The organism is Blautia sp. HCP3S3_G3, from assembly GCF_052063365.1.
In the GTDB taxonomy this organism is placed as follows: Bacteria; Bacillota; Clostridia; order Lachnospirales; family Lachnospiraceae; genus Blautia_A.
The window spans coordinates 1-18,592 of sequence record NZ_JBQHXR010000009.1 but is presented as its reverse complement, the minus strand read 5'-3'; the positions used below and the strand labels follow the sequence as shown (position 1 = coordinate 18,592).

The 18,592-nt window shown below is 43.0% G+C and carries 14 protein-coding genes; 2 read left to right on the top strand and 12 right to left on the bottom strand.

Features of this window, described 5'->3' with window-relative positions:
- Positions 1-11 precede the first annotated feature (11 nt).
- The 4 genes from ACTNEW_RS09655 to ACTNEW_RS09640 form a co-directional block, all read right to left on the bottom strand.
- Positions 12-935, bottom strand: coding sequence for a carbohydrate ABC transporter permease (locus tag ACTNEW_RS09655; protein WP_441060347.1), 924 nt, complete (start codon positions 933-935; stop codon positions 12-14).
- Positions 936-1,083: 148 nt separating this feature from the next.
- A complete protein-coding gene (locus tag ACTNEW_RS09650; RefSeq protein ID WP_441060345.1) occupies positions 1,084-2,427 on the bottom strand; it encodes an ABC transporter substrate-binding protein in 1,344 nt (447 codons plus the stop codon).
- Between the two features lie 262 nt (positions 2,428-2,689).
- A complete protein-coding gene (locus tag ACTNEW_RS09645; protein WP_441060343.1) occupies positions 2,690-4,024 on the bottom strand; it encodes an alpha-L-fucosidase in 1,335 nt (444 codons plus the stop codon).
- Positions 4,025-4,372: 348 nt separating this feature from the next.
- A complete protein-coding gene (locus ACTNEW_RS09640) occupies positions 4,373-5,383 on the bottom strand; it encodes a LacI family DNA-binding transcriptional regulator (RefSeq protein ID WP_441060341.1) in 1,011 nt (336 codons plus the stop codon).
- 296 nt (positions 5,384-5,679) lie between these two features.
- Between ACTNEW_RS09640 and ACTNEW_RS09635 the strand changes: the two genes are divergently transcribed.
- Entirely contained in the window at positions 5,680-6,774 is a 1,095-nt protein-coding gene (locus tag ACTNEW_RS09635) for a LacI family DNA-binding transcriptional regulator (protein WP_441060339.1), read from the top strand.
- A 324-nt stretch (positions 6,775-7,098) separates the two neighbouring features.
- On the opposite strand, the gene ftsZ is transcribed toward ACTNEW_RS09635, so the two are convergent.
- The 7 genes from ftsZ to glmS all read right to left on the bottom strand — a co-directional run bounded on the left by ftsZ (position 7,099) and on the right by glmS (position 17,222).
- Positions 7,099-8,247 (bottom strand): cell division protein FtsZ, encoded by a 1,149-nt coding sequence (ftsZ, locus tag ACTNEW_RS09630; protein WP_441060452.1) that lies wholly within the window; start codon positions 8,245-8,247, stop codon positions 7,099-7,101.
- Between the two features lie 376 nt (positions 8,248-8,623).
- Positions 8,624-9,859, bottom strand: coding sequence for a cell division protein FtsQ/DivIB (locus ACTNEW_RS09625; RefSeq protein WP_441060337.1), 1,236 nt, complete (start codon positions 9,857-9,859; stop codon positions 8,624-8,626).
- Between the two features lie 90 nt (positions 9,860-9,949).
- Positions 9,950-11,209 (bottom strand): UDP-N-acetylglucosamine 1-carboxyvinyltransferase, encoded by a 1,260-nt coding sequence (gene murA, locus ACTNEW_RS09620; RefSeq protein WP_441060335.1) that lies wholly within the window; start codon positions 11,207-11,209, stop codon positions 9,950-9,952.
- Positions 11,193-12,338: an FtsW/RodA/SpoVE family cell cycle protein gene (locus ACTNEW_RS09615; protein WP_441060333.1), complete on the bottom strand. Its 1,146-nt coding sequence runs from the start codon at positions 12,336-12,338 to the stop codon at positions 11,193-11,195. The genes murA and ACTNEW_RS09615 overlap by 17 nt, the downstream gene beginning before the upstream one ends.
- Positions 12,339-12,492: 154 nt before the next feature.
- Positions 12,493-13,305, bottom strand: a complete 813-nt coding sequence (locus ACTNEW_RS09610) for a histidinol-phosphatase (protein ID WP_441060331.1) — start codon at positions 13,303-13,305, stop codon at positions 12,493-12,495.
- 48 nt (positions 13,306-13,353) lie between these two features.
- Complete coding sequence (locus tag ACTNEW_RS09605; RefSeq protein WP_441060329.1) at positions 13,354-15,063, bottom strand: AAA family ATPase; 1,710 nt, start codon at positions 15,061-15,063, stop codon at positions 13,354-13,356.
- Positions 15,064-15,353: 290 nt separating this feature from the next.
- A complete protein-coding gene (gene glmS, locus ACTNEW_RS09600) occupies positions 15,354-17,222 on the bottom strand; it encodes a glutamine--fructose-6-phosphate transaminase (isomerizing) (RefSeq protein ID WP_441060327.1) in 1,869 nt (622 codons plus the stop codon).
- Positions 17,223-17,305: 83 nt separating this feature from the next.
- Here glmS and ACTNEW_RS09595 point away from each other — a divergent pair, with 83 nt between their 5' ends.
- On the top strand, positions 17,306-17,392 hold the full coding sequence (locus ACTNEW_RS09595; protein ID WP_441060450.1) for a DUF6783 domain-containing protein: 87 nt from the start codon (positions 17,306-17,308) through the stop codon (positions 17,390-17,392).
- Positions 17,393-17,480: 88 nt separating this feature from the next.
- Here the strand turns inward: ACTNEW_RS09595 and ACTNEW_RS09590 are convergent, their stop codons facing one another.
- Positions 17,481-18,209 (bottom strand): hypothetical protein, encoded by a 729-nt coding sequence (locus ACTNEW_RS09590; RefSeq protein WP_441060325.1) that lies wholly within the window; start codon positions 18,207-18,209, stop codon positions 17,481-17,483.
- Positions 18,210-18,592: the final 383 nt, after the last annotated feature.

Genomic DNA, 18,592 nt, shown 5'->3' with positions numbered 1-18,592 from the left:
CCTCCTTTCTCTTACATCGCGAGATCCTTATCTTCACGGAATATACGGTTTGTCACTAAGCTTAAGACAATTCCCAGAACAAGCAGGATCACACCATAAGCACTGCTTCGTCCGAAAAGTTTATAGGAAAAGCCCTGAGAATACAGCATGATGGAAGGAGTGGAACTGATATCATTCGGGCCGCCTCGTGTCATTGCCCAGATAATATCGAATACCTTCAGACATCCTGTAATACACAGAATTGAGAAAACTTTGAAGGAGTTTTTCATCAGAGGCAGGGTAATATAACGGATTCTCTGCCATCCAGTCGCGCCATCCAGAGCTGCAGCCTCGTTCAGATCTTCCGGAATCGCTACCAGTCCTGCTGCAAAAATCAGCATATTATATCCTGCATACATCCATTCATTAACCAGGATAACGATCCAGACATTCAATGTTTTCACAGTCAGAACATCCGGAATCGCCATATCAATCCCCAACAAATTCTCTATGGCATGAAATACACCGAAATTCGGATTCAGCATGAAAGTCCACATCAGCGCAACTGCAGTTGTTCCCAACATACATGGAAGGAAATAGCAGGTACGGAAAAAGCTGGTTCCTTTAATCTTGGATGTAACCAGAAGTGCAAGTCCGAATGCCAGCGGCATCAGAATCACGAAACCGCCGATCATAAAATAAAAGCTGTTCAGCATTGCATTCCAGAACATTTTGTCTGTTACAATTTTATAGTAGTTTTCCATTCCGACCCTTTCTTTCACTGCGCCGAACATTCCGTTCCATTTGCAGAAAGAAAGACTGAATGTGTCAAATACCGGATAAATGATAAATACAACACAAATCAGAATTGCCGGAAGCAAAAAGAGAATCGAAATCGTCAGGTCTTTCTTGTCCAGTTTCTGTTTTACTTTTGGTACTGTGCTTGTTTTCGACATTCATATACCTCCTTTGAATCCAGCGGATATTCAGAATCCGCTTTGCTGCCTGCTCATAACCGAATAACTGTTTCACAGCTTATCGGTAAAAAAGGGGAAGCCTTTGCTTCCCCTTTTCATATAAACTCAGTATCCGTTAACCCGGCGATTATTCGTATGCAGACATCTTATTAACGATATCGTCGCCAACTTCCTGTGCGGAAGCACCAGTTGCCAGAGCCTGAAGGGAATTACGGATAGTATCCATTGCTGCTGTATTTGTATCATAGTTTGGAAGTTCCAGTTTGGATGCAGTATTCTCAGCCATGATTGCATTTACCTCGTCCAGCAGGTAGTTACCGGTTTCGATTGTAACTTTTTCTGCATATGTTGTCGGGCTGAATTCACACATTTCATTGATGGCATCTACGTTTGTGAGGTATTTGATGAATTTAACAGTTGCTGCGATTTCTTCTTCGCTCTTGTTCAGAGTTGTGATGTAGTATGTATCGGAACCGCCGCCCATTTCTACTGTTTTGTATTCTTCATTGATGTATGGAATTCTGGTAACACCGATCTTCTGTGCATCGAAGAGTGTAGTATCGGAATCGTTCTGGAAGTTACCGCAGTTCCATGTTCCATCAACTGTGAAAGCTGCCTGTCCTGCTTCAAACATATTTCTCTCTGTGGAGAAGTCTGTGCTGAGGATTGCATCTCCCCAATATCCAGCATCGATCATATCTTTCATTAACTGATAGATTGCTACCATTTTTTCGCCATTGTATGCTTCTTTGTCAGTTGCAAGATCATCAGCGATTTCCGGTCCGTATGCTTTCAGAGCCATAGCACTCATCAGATGCTCGTAGTGATAGTTGTCCTTGTCAGAATAGTTGAACGGCTGAATTCCTGCTTCTTTCAGTTTGCCGCATACTTCAACCAGGTCATCCCAGGATTCCGGAACTTCTGCTCCTACCTGCTCCAGATATTCTTTGTTGTAGTATAAGCAGAGCTGATAGGAAGACCACGGAATACCATAAGTTCCTTCATGTCCTTCGAACTGAGTAGTTTCCCATGCGAATTCCTGTACACCATCATACCAGTCCGGATACTGCTCGAAGTATGGTGTCAGATCCAGAATATATCCTGCATCTACATATTCTTTGGTACGGCTTCCGCCATACTGCAGGAATGCGTTCGGTACAGAACCGGAAGCGAAATCTGTAGTAAGTTTCTCTTCGTAATCAGATTCAGCAGAAATACTTTCGTCTGTTACATGGATTTTGCCTTCGTTCTCTGCATTGAACTCTTCCAGTTTCTTGTAGTACCACTGGCTCTGTCCATCTGTTTCAGATCCGCTGGTGTAACGGAATGCAACGCGGATTTCTACATTATCGAATTCCATGTTGTCCACATCGTAGTTTGTGTCTTCTGCATATACTCCGGTAACGCCAACCGTAGACATTGCAGTCAGACCAGCCAGACAGATCGCAGCCGCTTTTTTGAATCGTTTCATAATCGTTCCTCCTTGTTTTGTGTTTATTATTGTTTTTTGTTTCCGTCTTTGCAGCGTTATAAGCATTTTGCTTATTTCATCGCCGTATCAGTGTATTTATTGTAGCATTTTGTATGTGTCTTGTCAATTGTTTTTTATTATATTTTATCATTTATTATTGTTTTTAATTGTTTTTTGTATTGTTTCAATTACAAAAAATATTTTAGCTTCTCAGATATAATCCTATATTTTCTAAAATAATTTCTGGCACTGCAACTGTTAATTAGTCTGTAATCTGTTCGAAAATCGGTTTTTCTTCTTCCAGTTCCAAACATACACAGTAATTCTTTGCCTGATGAAGTTTTTCCGGAATGGTTACTTCAATCATGGAATAACCTTCACATACAGTTGCTGTACAGCATTCCAGTCTCTCTTCTGTTCCAGGTTCTTTATCCGCATCAACAAGGTATGCACCTTTGAGCTTATTTGCTACATTCAGCAATTCTATACGAATTCTCGGTGACAATACATGTACATAAAGTTTGTATGGTCTTCTGGTAAATTCAAGACCAGGAATTTCATACGGATAAATTCCTACAGTCTCTGTTCCATAGATTGCTTCCGCATTTCTGATTACATATTCACCAACTTTATTTAAAACATCCACACATGCTTCAGGAACAGTTCCATCTGCCATTGGTCCCACATTCAGAAGATAATTCCCACCTCTGCTTATAATTTTCAATAAAAGATGAAGAATATCATCCGGCTGTTTCCAGTTGGTGTCAAATTGGTTATACCCCCAGGTATCATTTACAGTAGCAGGCACTTCCCAGTCTCCAGCGTAAGGAAGTCTCGGAATAAAGTTATCACCAGTAGTCATATAGTCACCTTTCTGATGACCGATACGTCCACTAATCACACAATCCGGTTTTATGCTCTTCACCAGATCACGAAGTTCTCCTGCTTCTTCTTCAGACATTCCCATCGGTGTATCAAACCAGATCAGAGAAATGTTATCATAGTTTTCCAGAAGTTCTTTTACCTGCGGTTTACATTTTTCTTCAAAATAAGTACGGAATTCTGGTTTCCACTCATTTTTATCATCAAATGCTTTTTTGTACGCATTGTCATCATCCCAGTCCTGTGCCTGTGAATAGTAAATACCCATTCTGATATCATGTTCTTTACATGCATCAGACAATTCGCGAAGAAGATCTCTACCAGTAGCATCTTTCACATTAAACTTGCTGACCTTGGAATCATACATCGCAAATCCTTCATGATGTTTCGCGGTAAGAACAATGTATTTGACACCCCACTGCTCTTTTGCTCGTTTTACAAATGCATCCGCATCAAATTTATCCGGATGAAACTTATCTTTCAGTTTTCTGTATTCTTCTCTGTCAATATTCAGATTATTCTCGATCCACTCAGCAATACGATCCGTTCTGGTAACTTCTCCCGTCTTCGGATCTTCCCATTCTCCTGCAAGAATTGAATAAAGTCCCCAGTGAATAAACAGACCATATTTCGCGTCTTTGTACCACTGCTGTTTTGTGTCTGCCATGACATTTCCCTCCTTAGCTGTATTTCTCTGTATCACTCCGTTCGTCATTATGATTCAGAGAGTAAATCGTTTCGTTTTTTATGGATTTATATTATATCATCCTTTTCTATTTTTCAACCTTTTTCATTATATTTTATGTATTTTTACCATTTATACAATTTTTATTACTATTTTTTGTTTATTTTTTTCTTTGTCAAAAGTTAAACGTTTCATTTTATTCTTAATTATCACTTCAAAAGTTCCGATCAACCATCAAAAGATGTATGTTTTTGCGCCTGCCATATCACAAAAGAAAAAGCACTGACAAGCGTAAACTGCCTTCAATGCTTTTCGTTTTATTTCCGTTATCATTCAAATGTTACATCATCATCTTATCATCTCTTATTTCTTATATCTTTACGGAAGACTTCTACGCACAGAATCCCGCTCGATAAAACAGGGTTTCAGCCGGACCTTCCGTGGAAAATCCGAATAATCTCCGTTGATCCTTCGAACAAGAATCCTGCATACTTCATCTGCCAGTTCAATCAGCGGCTGCCTCACAGCAGTTAACTTCGGGCGTACCATAACCGAGAGAGCAAAATCATCAAAAGCTATAACGGAAAGTTCCTCGGGTACACGGATTCCCAATTCACAGACAGCTTCCATCGCGCCCATACACATCAGATAATTCGTAATAAATACAGCCGTCGGTCTCTCAGGAAGTTCCCAGATTTTTTTGATACATTCATAGCCTCCGTCATATTTAAATCTGCCATTTACCAGATATTCTTCGCGAACGGGAATTTCATAATCCTCCATCACTCTGAGATATCCCCTATATCTCTCAGAAGCTGTTACATAGGATTCAGGACCGCAAATTGCCGCAATTCTGTGATGACCCGCATTGACCAGATATTCCACTGCCTGATAGGCTCCTCCTGCGCAGTCCACCTGCACACAGTCCGTTGGGACATCCGTATAACACTCTTCCATGATCACCACAGGAATCCCGCATTCTCTGGCACGCTGCAGGCAATCCCTGGAATTCCCGGATGCCGTAACAATAATCCCATCCACACCGGTTTCTGCAACAAAATCGATATATTCCCTTACTGTATTTTCATCACAGCATTCTGTATTCAGATACGTCAGAGAATACCCATCTTTCCATAACTGGCGTTCAATCTCATCCAGAAGCGTCGCCATGTGGGGATTGTCTCCGGATCCTGTCACGAGGCCCACACGGTATGTCCTGGATGTACGCAGTCCTCTTGCAACATTATTAGGCGAATAATTCAGCTTGCGAATCGCAGCTTCAATCGCTTTTTTATTTTCACTTCGTACACTTCCGCCATTTAAATATTTAGAAACCGTGGAAATTGCAACGTCTGCTTCCTTTGCAACATCCTTAATCGTTACTCCCATATCGCATCTGCTTTCCTCTCATTTCTTTCTCTCATTATACCCAACCTTTTTCTCAAAAGCAACTAATGGAGACAATGGTTTCCTTTATTTTCTCCATGAGCAATATATTTTCCGGTAAACATAACCAGTATAACCCCCTATAAATAACCATATGTTTCGGTGAGGTATTTATTGTGGGTTATACTAATCCCCAACATTCTTAACAATTATGGATTTCCCAACTTGTAGATTCCGTCAAATCATGATAAGATAAATTCAGATTTTATCCCGGCAAATTATACCGGCAGATTCATTTCATGAGCAGATATATCGCATTTGTTTTATCTGCAGGAAGAGGAATCCCCATGAATATTACGATCAAAGATATTGCCCGCGAGACCGGTCTTTCCACGGCAACCATCTCCAAATATCTGAATCACAAGAAAATACTGGAAGAAAACCGTGTTCTGATTGAAGAAACCATCCGGCGTCTGGATTACCGTCCAAACCGTTCCGCACAGATTCTCCGTACCAAGAAAACCCACACAATCGCAATCCTCCTTACGGATCTTGGCACCTATTTCTGGGCTTCCCTGATCAATTCCGTTACACATTATTTTATACAGCACAATTACACCGTCATTACCTGTTCCTATTCCTTTAATCCGGGCAAGGAAATCAAGGTCATTCAGGATCTCATCTCCCAAAATCCTGATGGTGTTATTATGCTTCCCCATAACAATGCTGACGATTACTATCAATTGATACAGGAGGCAGGAATTCCCGTTGTCATACTGGATTCCATTCCATCTAATTTTTCCGAACATCCCGCAGACTGCATCACTTCTGACAATTACGGCGGAGGTGCTTTCCTTGCCCGTCACCTGCTGGAAAACGGGCATACCAATATTGCCATAGTAGAGCGCTCTATTAATTCCTATACTCTGGAAGAACGAATCCGCGGCTTTATGGATGTATACAAAGAAAATGGATATGACACGTCCTCTTTTCTGACTCCGTATCCTGCCATCCCGTTCAATGACTCCCAGACCGTTACCGAGCGCGGCAAACAGCGTTTCCGACAGGTCATGAGTTCCCCTCATCCGCCTACTGCTATTTTCTTCACCAACTATACGGTAGGTATCGGCGGTCTTTCTGCTGCTTATGCACTGACAAAGCCAGTTCCGGAAAGCGTATCTCTGGTGTGCTTTGACGATGATCCGCTGTTTAAGGTTATGAACCCCTCCCTTACCTGCGTGTCGCAGAATCTGAAGGAAATCGGAGAAAAAGCCTCCGAAATTCTTCTGCGCAGGATCCACGGGGATTATTCGGATTTTCCTTCCAGAACCATCGTTGATGTCATCTTTCACAAGCGCAATTCCGTGAAGGACCTTACCAGGGAAAACAGCTAAACCCAACCCGTATGTTCGAAAATCGACTGTTTTTTCCAATCTTGTTCATTGTCAGGCAAATGCACTGAAGGACATAGAATCACTCACAATATTTTTTATATTACAGGAAAATGCGAAGCACTTTCCTGTAATATAAAAACAAAAAAATCCCTTTTGTACTGTATAGGAATACACAGTACAAAAGGGATTTTCTTACATTGTTCTCTCTTTATTCTATCGGCAGTCTCTTCTACGCTGCTGATTATCTTATTATTCTTCACTTCTCCTCTGCTGCTTCATATCTCAGTTCCCCTCAGCAGAGCATCCGGGCATCTATCGTTCTTCTTATCTGTTTCTGAGGAAATCCGGAATCTGGATATCTTTCTTCTGAACAGTGCTGGACGGCATCTTAGTATAAGTGCTGTTCATATTCGGAAGACTGAAGCTTGGCATGTTCATGTTTACCGTGCTGCTCTGCGGTGCAGATGCGGTCTGTCTCTTCGCTGCAAACGGAGAGGAACTGCTTCTTGCGCCAAATGCACCGGCCGGCTGTGCTGCATCGCTCAGACCAGTTGCAATAACAGTGATTCTTGCGTAATCAGCAACAGAATCATCATACATAGCACCAAAGATGATATTTGCGTCTTCTCCGGTAAGTTCCTGAACATAGCTTGCTGCATCGTTGGCATCCATAAGGGAAATGTCTCCGGAAATATTGATAATAACGTGAGTCGCACCCTTGATGGTAGTCTCCAGAAGCGGAGAAGATACCGCCTGCTGTACTGCTTCCATAGCCTTATCATCGCCTCTTGCTTCACCGATACCGATATGAGCGATTCCCTTGTCTGTCATAACGGTCTGTACATCTGCAAAGTCAAGGTTGATCAGTGCCGGCAGATTAATCAGGTCTGTGATACCCTGAACTGCCTGCTGGAGAACTTCGTCAGCCTTGCGAAGTGCTTCCGGCATGGTAGTACGGCGATCAACGATTTCCAGTAACTTATCATTCGGGATAACGATCAGTGTATCTACTGATTTCTTCAGATTTTCGATTCCGGCGAGGGCATTGTTCATACGGGTCTTCGCTTCAAAACGGAAAGGTTTGGTAACAACTCCGACTGTCAGGATACCCATCTCTTTCGCTGCTGCTGCAATCACAGGTGCTGCACCTGTTCCGGTTCCGCCGCCCATACCACAGGTAACGAATACCATATCTGCACCTTCCATTAACTGTTTTACTTCTTCTATGCTCTCCTCAGCGGCCTTCTGACCAACTTCCGGCTGTGCTCCGGCACCAAGGCCCTTGGTAATCTTTTCTCCAATCTGAAGTACTGTCGGAGCTTTGCACAGAGTCAAAGCCTGCTTATCAGTGTTGACACCTACAAACTCCACTCCGCCGATGGTTTCTTCCACCATTCTGTTTACTGCATTATTTCCGGCTCCACCTACGCCAATGACAATAATCTTCGCAGATGACTCAGCCTCATTTGTCATAATCTCTAACAATGTACTTCCTCCTTTAATTCTCCTGATATCGAAAAAATATTTATGCTAATATGAATATCAAGCTACATATAGATATATCATATATTTTTTTTGTAAATTAATCAACCACTATTTTTGTTTTTTTATACTTTTTTCAAGAATTTTCGCCATTTCCAGAGGATGGCAGCACGGGAATCCTCTGAAATTCCTGTCAAGAGCTTCTCACAAAAGGAGCTCGTTCCAGAGTGTGTTTGAAAATTGCTTTCACACAAAGCGGGGAATGCAAATGACGGGAATGCATTTTCAAACACGTTCTGGTACATCGGAAAATAAATCAGTCAGATGGATCCGTTATTTCATTTACGATGTACGATTCGTCAATGTTTTATTCATACCCATAATAACCATCGTCGTAACTCTCATCGGCATAATAGCTGTCGCCATAATAACCTTCATCATAACTTCCGTCGTCATAATAACCGTCATCATAATTTCCATCATCCGATGAACTGTCATCATAGTTTCCGTTGCCTGAAGAACTGTCCGGTTTCGGTCCGACATAATTTCCCTCGCGGTCATATTCTCCGGTCTTGTTATATCCACCGTACTCATTATACCCGCCGTGCCAGTCTCCGTTGGCATCCAGTTCCTCCTGGGTCGGAGCAGATCCCACATAATTCAGATACTCATCGTATTCGCCCCAGCCTGTGTAATCTCCTTCTTCATCATAGCCGCCTACCCAGTTTTCCAGTGCATAGTCCAGTTCTGTCATTGGTTTCGGACCGACATATTTCCCATTTTCATCGTATTCGCCATCGCCGGTATAATCCCCGTTTTCATCATACCCGCCTGTCCAGTTTTCTGCCGTGACTTCTTCTTTTTCCATTTCAAAAGTCGGCTTCGAATTCTCATCACTACTCTCCACATGGAGAATTCCCTTTTTGCCCGTAATCAGAGGCAGAATAGCAAATACCCTTGCCATTTTATTCTCCAGCTGTGTGTTTTCCCCGAGTTTGATCGTAATATCTCCATAAATCATGGAAATCTGATAGTTTTCATCAAATTCTATATACTCTGGAAGCAGGTCATTCTTCTGAAAGATCGTGGAAAGAGCTACCGCAGTTTCCAGCACCGGCGTTCCTTTTATAGGAAGTTTTTCATTTTTGACAACCTTGTCCACCTGAATCCCCTGAAAATATGGAACTTTCTCCATCCGGTCCCGTGAACTCTCAATAAAGACTCCGTTCCTGTCAAAATAAACATAACTGTCCAGATAAGGAATGCATCCCACCGGCTTTTTTTCTTTGACACTGATCACAATCGTGTTATGATTCATCTGTTTCACACGAAAGCCTTCCACAAAGGGAATATCTCCCGTATCATCCGTAGAACAGAAAATAGGGGCCAGCACCGTATTTCCTGCCAGCGGCCCCTGAAGAATCATATCACGCACTTCACTCTCGGAATAATAACTGCTGCCCATTACTTCCACATTTGATACTTTGAAGTATGAAAAAAAGAAAATACCTCCTGCCAGAAGAACTGCTGCCAGACATATTCCAATCAATTTCCATGTACTGATGCTATTTTTCCATTGCAGTTTTTTATGTTGTTTCGTCATAAACTCCATTCCTGTTGTTGTTATTTATGAATCATCCTCTGATATAACCCGCGATAAAAGGATAAAATAAAATGCCCTATCATGCATGTGTTATATCAGTACGATATCCGCTCCCATCAGAGATAAATCTTCGCAGATATGCTCATACCCGCGGCTGATATAGGAACAGCCTCTGACAATCGTTTCCCCCTGCGCAGCCAGACCGGCAATCACAAGAGCAGCTCCGCCCCGCAGTTCCTCCGCGCAGACCGTACAGCCTCGAAGCCCCTTCCTTCCGCAGATCCGGGCATCCCGCCCGACAACCGCAATCTCTGCTCCCATACGGTTCAGTTCCTCCGCAGCCTTAAAACGGTCTTCAAAAATCTGTTCCCTGATATGGCTTTCTCCCGGAACCGCCGCAAGCACTGCCATCAAAGGTGACTGCAGATCCGTGGGAAATCCCGGATAAACTTCTGTCTTCAAAAACGGAACAGCACGATTCACTCCTGTTCCGTCAGCTACTAGTTTACCACTCTTTACTTTATATTGTCCACCCATTTTGCGATATACTTCCAGGAATGCATCCAATTCCCCCACAGGCGGATTTTTCAGACTTATTTTCCCACGTGTGGCAGCACATGCACAAAGATATGTTCCTGCTACGATCCGGTCCGGAGGAACCTGCATCACACCGCCATGTAACTCTTCCACGCCCCGGATACAGATACAGTCCTCTCCTTCTCCCTGAATAATCGCTCCCATTCTTCGCAGATAGCGGCAAAGCCAGACAATTTCCGGTTCCCTGGCACAGTTCCTGATACTGGTCTCCCCTCTGGCAAGCACCGCACCAAGAATTGCCTGTTCCGTTGCTCCAACACTTCTTTTTGTAAAACAGATTTCATTTCCGGACAGCCGATCACATTTCGCAGAAATAAAAAAAGGGCTTTCTTCGATCACTGCCCCAAGACTCCTGAGCGCATACAAATGCAGATCAATCGGACGCTGTCCGATCACGCACCCTCCCGGATACCCCATCTGCCCTTTGCCGCTCCGTCCCAGAAGAGCAGCCAGAAATATCACGGAGGAACGCATTTTTCCGGTATAACCGCAGGGAATTTCCGTCCCGTCCGCATGCGTGCAGTCCATGTATAAATCGTGATCCTCCCACCATGTCGATGCACCCAGTTCCCGAAGAATTTCCTCCATACAAAATACATCTGCAATTTTCGGACAGCCCTTAAGTATACTGACTCCTTTGTAAAGCAGCGAAGCCGCCATCATGGGAAGCGCTGCATTTTTGGATCCCTGCACCTTTACTGTCCCATAAAGCGGCTTTCCTCCTGAGATTCGAATCTCATCCAAGTTTCTCACTCCTAAAGGGCCTCTTACCATTATTGTATGCTGCCCGGACTTTCCCGTGACTGCTCACGCTCAAAGCCAACCCCATTTCCGCCAGAAGAAACACGACTGATGTTCCGCCGTAACTGACAAACGGAAGCGTGATCCCCGTATTGGGAATCGTATTGGTCACAACCGCAATATTCAGAATCACCTGAATCGCCATATGTCCCATAATCCCCCCGCAGATCAGCGTTCCCTGAAGATCTCTGCTGTGGGTCGCAATCACGCATAGCCGCCAAAGCAGCAGAACAAATAGCAGAATCAGCGCAGACGCTCCCGCAAGTCCCAGCTCTTCACAGATAATCGAAAAAATCATATCATTTTGAGCTTCCGGCACAAATCCCAGTTTCTGCAGGCTGCTCCCCAGACCTCTTCCAAAAAGCCCTCCGCTTCCAATCGCATAAAGCCCCTGGATCGTCTGAAAACCTTTTTCATATTTTTCCGGATTTCTCCATATGGCAAGGCGCTCAAGGCGGTAACTTTCCGCCGCAAGAAATACTGCCACAAACGCAATGCCCGCCCCTCCAAGACCAATAAACTGCAGATATTTTGGATTTGAAACAAAAATCAGGATTACACCGATTCCCAGAATAATGATTGCTGTACTCAGATTATTGGATCCCACCAGGCCAACGATCGGAAGAAGTGTCAGCATGGTCCTGCACATAAACCATAAGCCTGCGGTTCTTTTTTCTGTACGGTCAATCTGCCATGCCAGAAAAAGGATTACCGCTACTTTTGCAAATTCTGACGGCTGAAAGGAAAGCGGTCCCAGATTCAGCCACCGTTTGGATCCATTAATTTCCTGTCCCACAAAAAGGACTGCCGTGGATAATGCCATTGAAAGCAAATATGCCAGAGGCGCAAGAGCTGTAAAAAAATGATAATCCATTCCGGCCACCACATACATTGCCGCCAGTCCCAATGCGGTTGCAAAAAACTGTTTTTTAAAATAATATGCAAAATCATGAAATCTCACCCGACCGTTATAAGAGCTGGCGCTGAACATAATCACCAGCCCGAATACCGCCAGCACGAGAACCAGTACAAGAAGAGTCATATCCGGCCTTCCCCGCTGTTTTTGTCCTTCTTCCGACATATCACGGCCTCCGCAGATGGGTGTTATTTATTCTTATGAAGAAAATGCTGCGAAAATGCCGCAAAGCGAAATCGGATGCATATCAAATGTAACGGATAAAACGCTCTATGCATCGTTTGCAATGTACTGGGAATCCGCAGGAATATGCATGGAGCTAACGCGTGTTTGAAAGTTGCTTTCCACCTCTATATTCCTGCGGATTCCTGAATTTCACAGTTTCTGCAACTGTCAGATGATTGTCCGACGCAATTTTCTCCGCAACCGCAAGGGCCTGCGGATTCCAGACTTTTTCGGGAAGGTGGGCATCCGCACCAAATACTACAGTGTTTCCCACTTCTCCGGCAATTTTCCAGAATTCCGGATTCGGATAAAACCGGTGGTCCCAGATTCCAAGGAAATTCACCTCAAGAGGAATCTCCAGTTCCTTCGCGCGGCAGCAAAGCCAGTAGTTCCATTTCCGGAAAACTTCCCTGTCACCGGTAAAATGCAGAATATCCGGATGCGCAAAATAAGTAAAGCATCCGGTCTCAAGAGCTTCGATTGTCTGCCTGCAGTACCGCTCCAGACGAACAGGATCGTCCGTGGCCTCCGGAGAAGCGCAGTCATTCACTTCATTCCCAAGAAAATGCTGTCCCAAAAGAAAATACTCAATCGGATACTGCCCGGTAATCTCCAGCATCTCCTCAAAATAAGCCGGATAATACTCCACCTCCAGGCCCAGATGGATCTCGATGTCGTTTTTGTATTCATCCTTCAATCCAAGAACAGTATTTACATAACCTTCCAGCTGATCCAGACGCATTTTGGAAGGACTCCGGTATTCGCCCGGATACGGCATCGGCGTATGATCCGAAAATCCCAGAATCTTCAGCCCGCCTTCAATTGCTCTTTCCACATATTCCCGTTCATCCCCCTGCGCATGCATACAGCGCCAGGTGTGTGTATGATAATTTGCCTTCATCTTCATAGCTTCACGTTCTTTCCTCAGACTCAAATTCGCGCAATTTTTGCATTATTACTCTCCTGCTGCTTTTTCTATCAGAACAGTCTTACCCTTAAAAGCAAATCCATATTCTCGAATTCGTTCCTGATCGATTCCTCTTGCAATTAGCTGAGCAGCATACTGCTTCTTTCCAATCTGCTCCAGAGCTGCCTGTACGGTATCCTCCAGACAATTCTCTCTTCTTTTATTAAAAGCTTTAAATTCCAGAATAATGGCATTATCTTCTCTGGGATTTCTCGGTTCCAGCATAACATCATACCGTCCAAAACCGCTTTCACGATTTGACGTTATGATAAATCTGTTTTGCAGATCTACCATCAGTCCCAGAACAAATCCATGATAAAATCTTTCCGGTTCGTTTTCGATTCGTCCATTTCCTGTATCAAAACAACTGAATGTACTGAGTACCACCTGATTCATATACTCATTCATCGCATCTACATCATCCACCAGCATTGCTTTCACAAAATCATTATAGTCCTCTGCCGCCGGCGAAAACCAGTCTCTCACCATATTCTGGAACATCATCTTTACTTCCAGATTCGTAAGTGCAAGCTCGTATTTGGGTTCTGCTCCCTCCGGTATATCCCTGTAACTCTCATACGAAAGAACTTTCAAATAACCACTGGCCAGCAGCAAACTCCAGATTGCTTTTTCATTTCCATTCAGTTGATTATAAACAATCTGCTCATCTATAGAGGACACCAGGTTTTTTCCATTTAAGAGATCTTCAAATTTTTCCTTGATGCTCCTTCTGCCTTCACGGATTAATTTCCCCACCAGACCGTTTGAACTGGTATTCGCCCAATAAGTCTGATATTTTTTCTTATCCAAAACATTCAATATGGACCATGGATTGTAGATGTCTTTATGACTGCCAAAAATAAAACCATCATACCAGAGTTTTACTTGTTCTTTTTCTGCACTCATATTGCACTCATCTAATGCATGAAATACTTCCTCTTCTGTAAATCCAAAAACTGTGGCGTATTTGTCAGAGGTAGTCGTTACCACTTCCAGATTATTCAGATCAGAAAATATCGACTCCTTACTAACCCGTGTTATCCCTGTCATGATTCCCCGTTCCAGCCATGGATTTGTCTTAAAAGCCGCATTAAACATATTTCTTATAAAAGATACCATCTCTGACCAGAATCCACCAACATATGCCTCCTGCATCGGTGTATCGTACTCATCCAGAAGAATAATCACTTTTTTTCCATAATGTAAATACAGAAATTTCGACATATAATGGATTGCCATGGCAGCATCCACGTCATCCATTTCTACGGTGATTCTTCGGAAAAATTCTTTATCACCTTCTCCCAGAGCTTCACTATCCAGCAAAAACTCATGATCTGTGTATAATTCCGCCAATAACTGACAAATCTTCTTTCTGGCATCCTGATAATTATTCTCTTTTATATTTGCAAAAGAAAGACTGAGCACCGGATAGGTTCCCTGCAGTATTCGATACTTTTCATTTTCCCATATGGAAAGACCCTCAAACAACTCACCTCTGCCTGCATAATCCAGAGAAAAAAACTTCTCCATCATACTCATGTTCAATGTTTTTCCAAAACGGCGCGGACGTGTAATCAAAGTCACGTCATCCTTACTTTCCCACCACTCACGGATAAAATCAGTTTTATCCACATAGAAGCATTCATTTGTAATCATTTTTTCAAAATCCTGAATACCTATCCCTACTGTTCTTGCCATAAATGCCTCCCTGTTAATTATTCATACACTCTGTCATTATAATTTCAGCTTCTCAACCATGAACTTGTCTCTTTTTGTTTGCATAACACTCTGCTTAACCGGCGTTCTGCCTGTTGTTCTCATTCTAACATGCACCGGCACAAATGACAAGTTTGAGTGAAACGCCAGATATGGGAAAGTGCCTCAAAACATGACATGGCAAATGGCATCAGAATCTCAGTCATACCATCTGCATCATGGTTTGAGGCACTATCTTTCTCTATGTTTACTATCTTTCTCTATGTTTACTTCTACTCTACGGTCACGCTTTTCGCAAGATTTCTCGGTTTATCCACATCCAGGCCTTTGGCAACACTCACATAATAGCCTAATAACTGCAGCGGTACGATAGCCAGACTTCCTACAAAATGTTCATCTACCTTCGGAACATACACGGTAAAATCGGCGTGATCTTCTGTTTCATATTTTCCAAACGTAGTCAGCCCCATCAGGTAGGCACCACGGCTCTTGCACTCTACCATATTACTAATGGTTTTTTCGTACAATTCACTCTGTGTCAGAACACCGATCACCAGTGTTCCGTCTTCAATCAGACTGATCGTCCCGTGCTTCAGTTCTCCTGCCGCATAAGCTTCACTGTGAACATATGAGATTTCTTTCAGTTTCAGGCTTCCCTCCAGGCCAACAGCATAATCAATGCCACGTCCGATAAAAAATACATCTTGAGAATTCGCATATTTCGCAGCAAACCACTGAATGCGTTCTTTATCCTCCAGTATCCGCTTAATCTTATCCGGAAGAGTCAGCAGTTCTGAAATATAATTTCTGTACTGTTCCTCCGTAATTGCACCACACACATAAGCCAGATGTACTGCCAGACAGTCAACTGCTGCAAGCTGTGCACTGTACGCCTTAGTCGTTGCAACAGAAATTTCAGGACCTGCCAGTGTATAAAGTACATAATCCGCCTCTCTTGCAATGGAACTTCCCACCACATTGACAACCGCAAGCGTCTTAATCTCTTTCTCCTTTGCAAGACGAAGTGCCGCAAGCGTATCGGCAGTCTCTCCGGACTGGCTGATCACAATCGCCAGTGCATGTTTATTCAATGGAGTTTTTCTATATCGGAACTCCGATGCCAGTTCCACCCGAACAGGAATCTCTGCCAGATCTTCTATGACATACTGCACTTCCATCCCTACATGCCATGCAGATCCGCAAGCCACTATATAAATCTGCTCGATTTCCCGGATTTCATCGTCTGTCAGACCAACCGCACTCAGATCAATTTTTTCTTCTTTTATCAGCGAATTCAGAGTGTCTGACACAGCTTTGGGCTGCTCATGGATCTCTTTCATCATAAAATGCTCAAATCCGGCTTTTTCCGCTGCTTCCGCATCCCATTTGATTTCAGTGGTTGTCTTCTCGACTTCATCACCATCCAGATTATAAAAATGAGCTTCTCCGGGAGTAAGCTTCGCAAACTCCAGATTGCCAATATAATATACATTCCGTGTATATTTCAGGATAGCCGGTACGTCAGAAGCAACATAAGTTTCCCCATCCGTAACACCAATGATCATCGGACTGTCTTTACGAGCCACCCAGATTTCTCCCGGATAGTCCGTAAACATCAGTTCCAATGCATAAGAACCGCGCACACGCACCATGGTCTTGGCAATTGCATCAATCGGTCCAAGCTTATATTTCTTGTAATAATAATCAACCAGCTTGATTACAACCTCTGTATCAGTCTGACTGTAAAACATGTAGCCATGCTTCAGCAGTTTCTCTTTTAATTCCTGATAATTTTCGATGATCCCGTTATGAACACCAACAACTTCTGCTTCCACCTCACCAGAACCGGAACCAACACAGTTACCGGAAACATGCGGATGTGCATTGGTCACACTGGGTTCTCCATGAGTTGCCCATCTCGTATGACCGATACCGCAGGTACCGATCAATGCATTTCCATCATCTGTTTTTTCGATAAGATTTGTCAGACGTCCCTTCGCCTTCACCACCTCTGCCGGTTTCTCGCCATCACGAACTGCCAGTCCGGCAGAATCATAGCCGCGATATTCCAACTTAGACAGACCATCAAGCAAAATCGGCGCTGCCTGATGAGTTCCTGTAAAACCAACTATTCCGCACATATTTTCATATACTCCTCTCATTGACGTAAAGTTCAAAATCCCAAAATATCTTATCTCAGAATATTTTCGAGTGGGTTTGAAAATTGTTTCCCGCAAATTTGGGCATCCAGATGGCGGAAATGAATTTTCAAATACACTCCAGTTATGCTACCACAGATAGTACAAATTAGCAAGTATAAGCCTGCTTCCCAGTGGAAGGTACGTTTTGACAATCGCCATCATTTAACTGAACGTGCATTTCCGTTTAGATGATCAACATTACACAATGCACTGCCGTAAAAGAATCCTGAACTCTTCTATGGATTCCACGGAAGCCGCTTTTTTATTATATCTTTTCAAAAGTATCACATCTTTCTCATTTTCTACGGCAGAGAGGATGTCTTCCGGAACTTCTCCAAAATCAGATAGGAAATCAAGAATGGATTCTCTCAGTGTACTCTGAATTCCACGTTCGATTCCCTGTTCAATTCCACGCTCAATTCCCTGCTCAATTCCACGTTCAATTCCTTGTTCAATTCCACGTTCAATTCCTTGTTCAATTCCGGTCTGCATGGCAGCATCCAGTTCTTTCTTCATGTCTTCCATCATCAATTCCTTCAGCGCGTCACACATTACTTTCACCTCTTCAAATTTCTTTTTGTTTGCGCGTACTATGATATCCAGCACCGATGCATACAACTGTTCGTTTTTATGTTTTCCATATTCCCGGATCAGTTCTTCCGCATCCGAGTAATCTATCAGATAATCCGATGGGCTTTTATACTCTATGATATTATACATCCTGAATATCTGACCGATATTCTTCCTGACCGGCAGGTCTTTTTCCTTCTTTACCACCAGCACATCGATTTCCATGGGCTTCGTACTAAGCTGATGTTCATTTTCAAAGATCAGATTTTCCCTGTCTTCCTCCAGTTCAATCTGTAAACCCGCATAAAACGCCGGATGCCATTGCAATACTTCCGGCTTCTCTGCTGCATGTTCCAATCACATTCCTCCCTTTCCTATTTAACTTCCTGATGCAGGAGGATCCTAACGAAAACTCCTGCTGATCTTCGGGAATAAAGCAAGAATTTTCCAAAAGAAACAGAAATGTTGTTCTGTATGTGATGAATAAATAAGATTGATGTTCGAAAAAGACCCTTCGAACATTTTAGATTTATAGAAATTTGCTTTATAAAAATTGTATCAAATAAAATATCGTTTGTAAATCTTAACTTTTCGACAGGTTATTCTTGAAATCGAATAATTCTCATATTATTATGATGTTGGGGTCAAAAGCCCTGCCATAGTACCTTGAAAAGTTCATAGATTTTGTAGTAAATACATGCCTAAATGGTTTACTTACTGTATAATAGAGATATCTAAGG

Coding starts and splice junctions, on each gene's coding strand:
- ACTNEW_RS09650 (WP_441060345.1), bottom strand. CDS start 2,427: ATGAAACGATTCAAAAAAGCGGCTGCGATCTGTCTGGCTGGTCTGACT.
- ACTNEW_RS09615 (WP_441060333.1), bottom strand. CDS start 12,338: ATGTCGGAAGAAGGACAAAAACAGCGGGGAAGGCCGGATATGACTCTT.
- ACTNEW_RS09605 (WP_441060329.1), bottom strand. CDS start 15,063: ATGGCAAGAACAGTAGGGATAGGTATTCAGGATTTTGAAAAAATGATT.
- ACTNEW_RS09625 (WP_441060337.1), bottom strand. CDS start 9,859: ATGACGAAACAACATAAAAAACTGCAATGGAAAAATAGCATCAGTACA.
- ACTNEW_RS09610 (WP_441060331.1), bottom strand. CDS start 13,305: ATGAAGATGAAGGCAAATTATCATACACACACCTGGCGCTGTATGCAT.
- glmS (WP_441060327.1), bottom strand. CDS start 17,222: ATGTGCGGAATAGTTGGTTTTACAGGAACTCATCAGGCAGCGCCGATT.
- ACTNEW_RS09645 (WP_441060343.1), bottom strand. CDS start 4,024: ATGACGAACGGAGTGATACAGAGAAATACAGCTAAGGAGGGAAATGTC.
- ACTNEW_RS09640 (WP_441060341.1), bottom strand. CDS start 5,383: ATGGGAGTAACGATTAAGGATGTTGCAAAGGAAGCAGACGTTGCAATT.
- ftsZ (WP_441060452.1), bottom strand. CDS start 8,247: ATGACAAATGAGGCTGAGTCATCTGCGAAGATTATTGTCATTGGCGTA.
- ACTNEW_RS09655 (WP_441060347.1), bottom strand. CDS start 935: ATGTCGAAAACAAGCACAGTACCAAAAGTAAAACAGAAACTGGACAAG.
- ACTNEW_RS09635 (WP_441060339.1), top strand. CDS start 5,680: ATGAGCAGATATATCGCATTTGTTTTATCTGCAGGAAGAGGAATCCCC.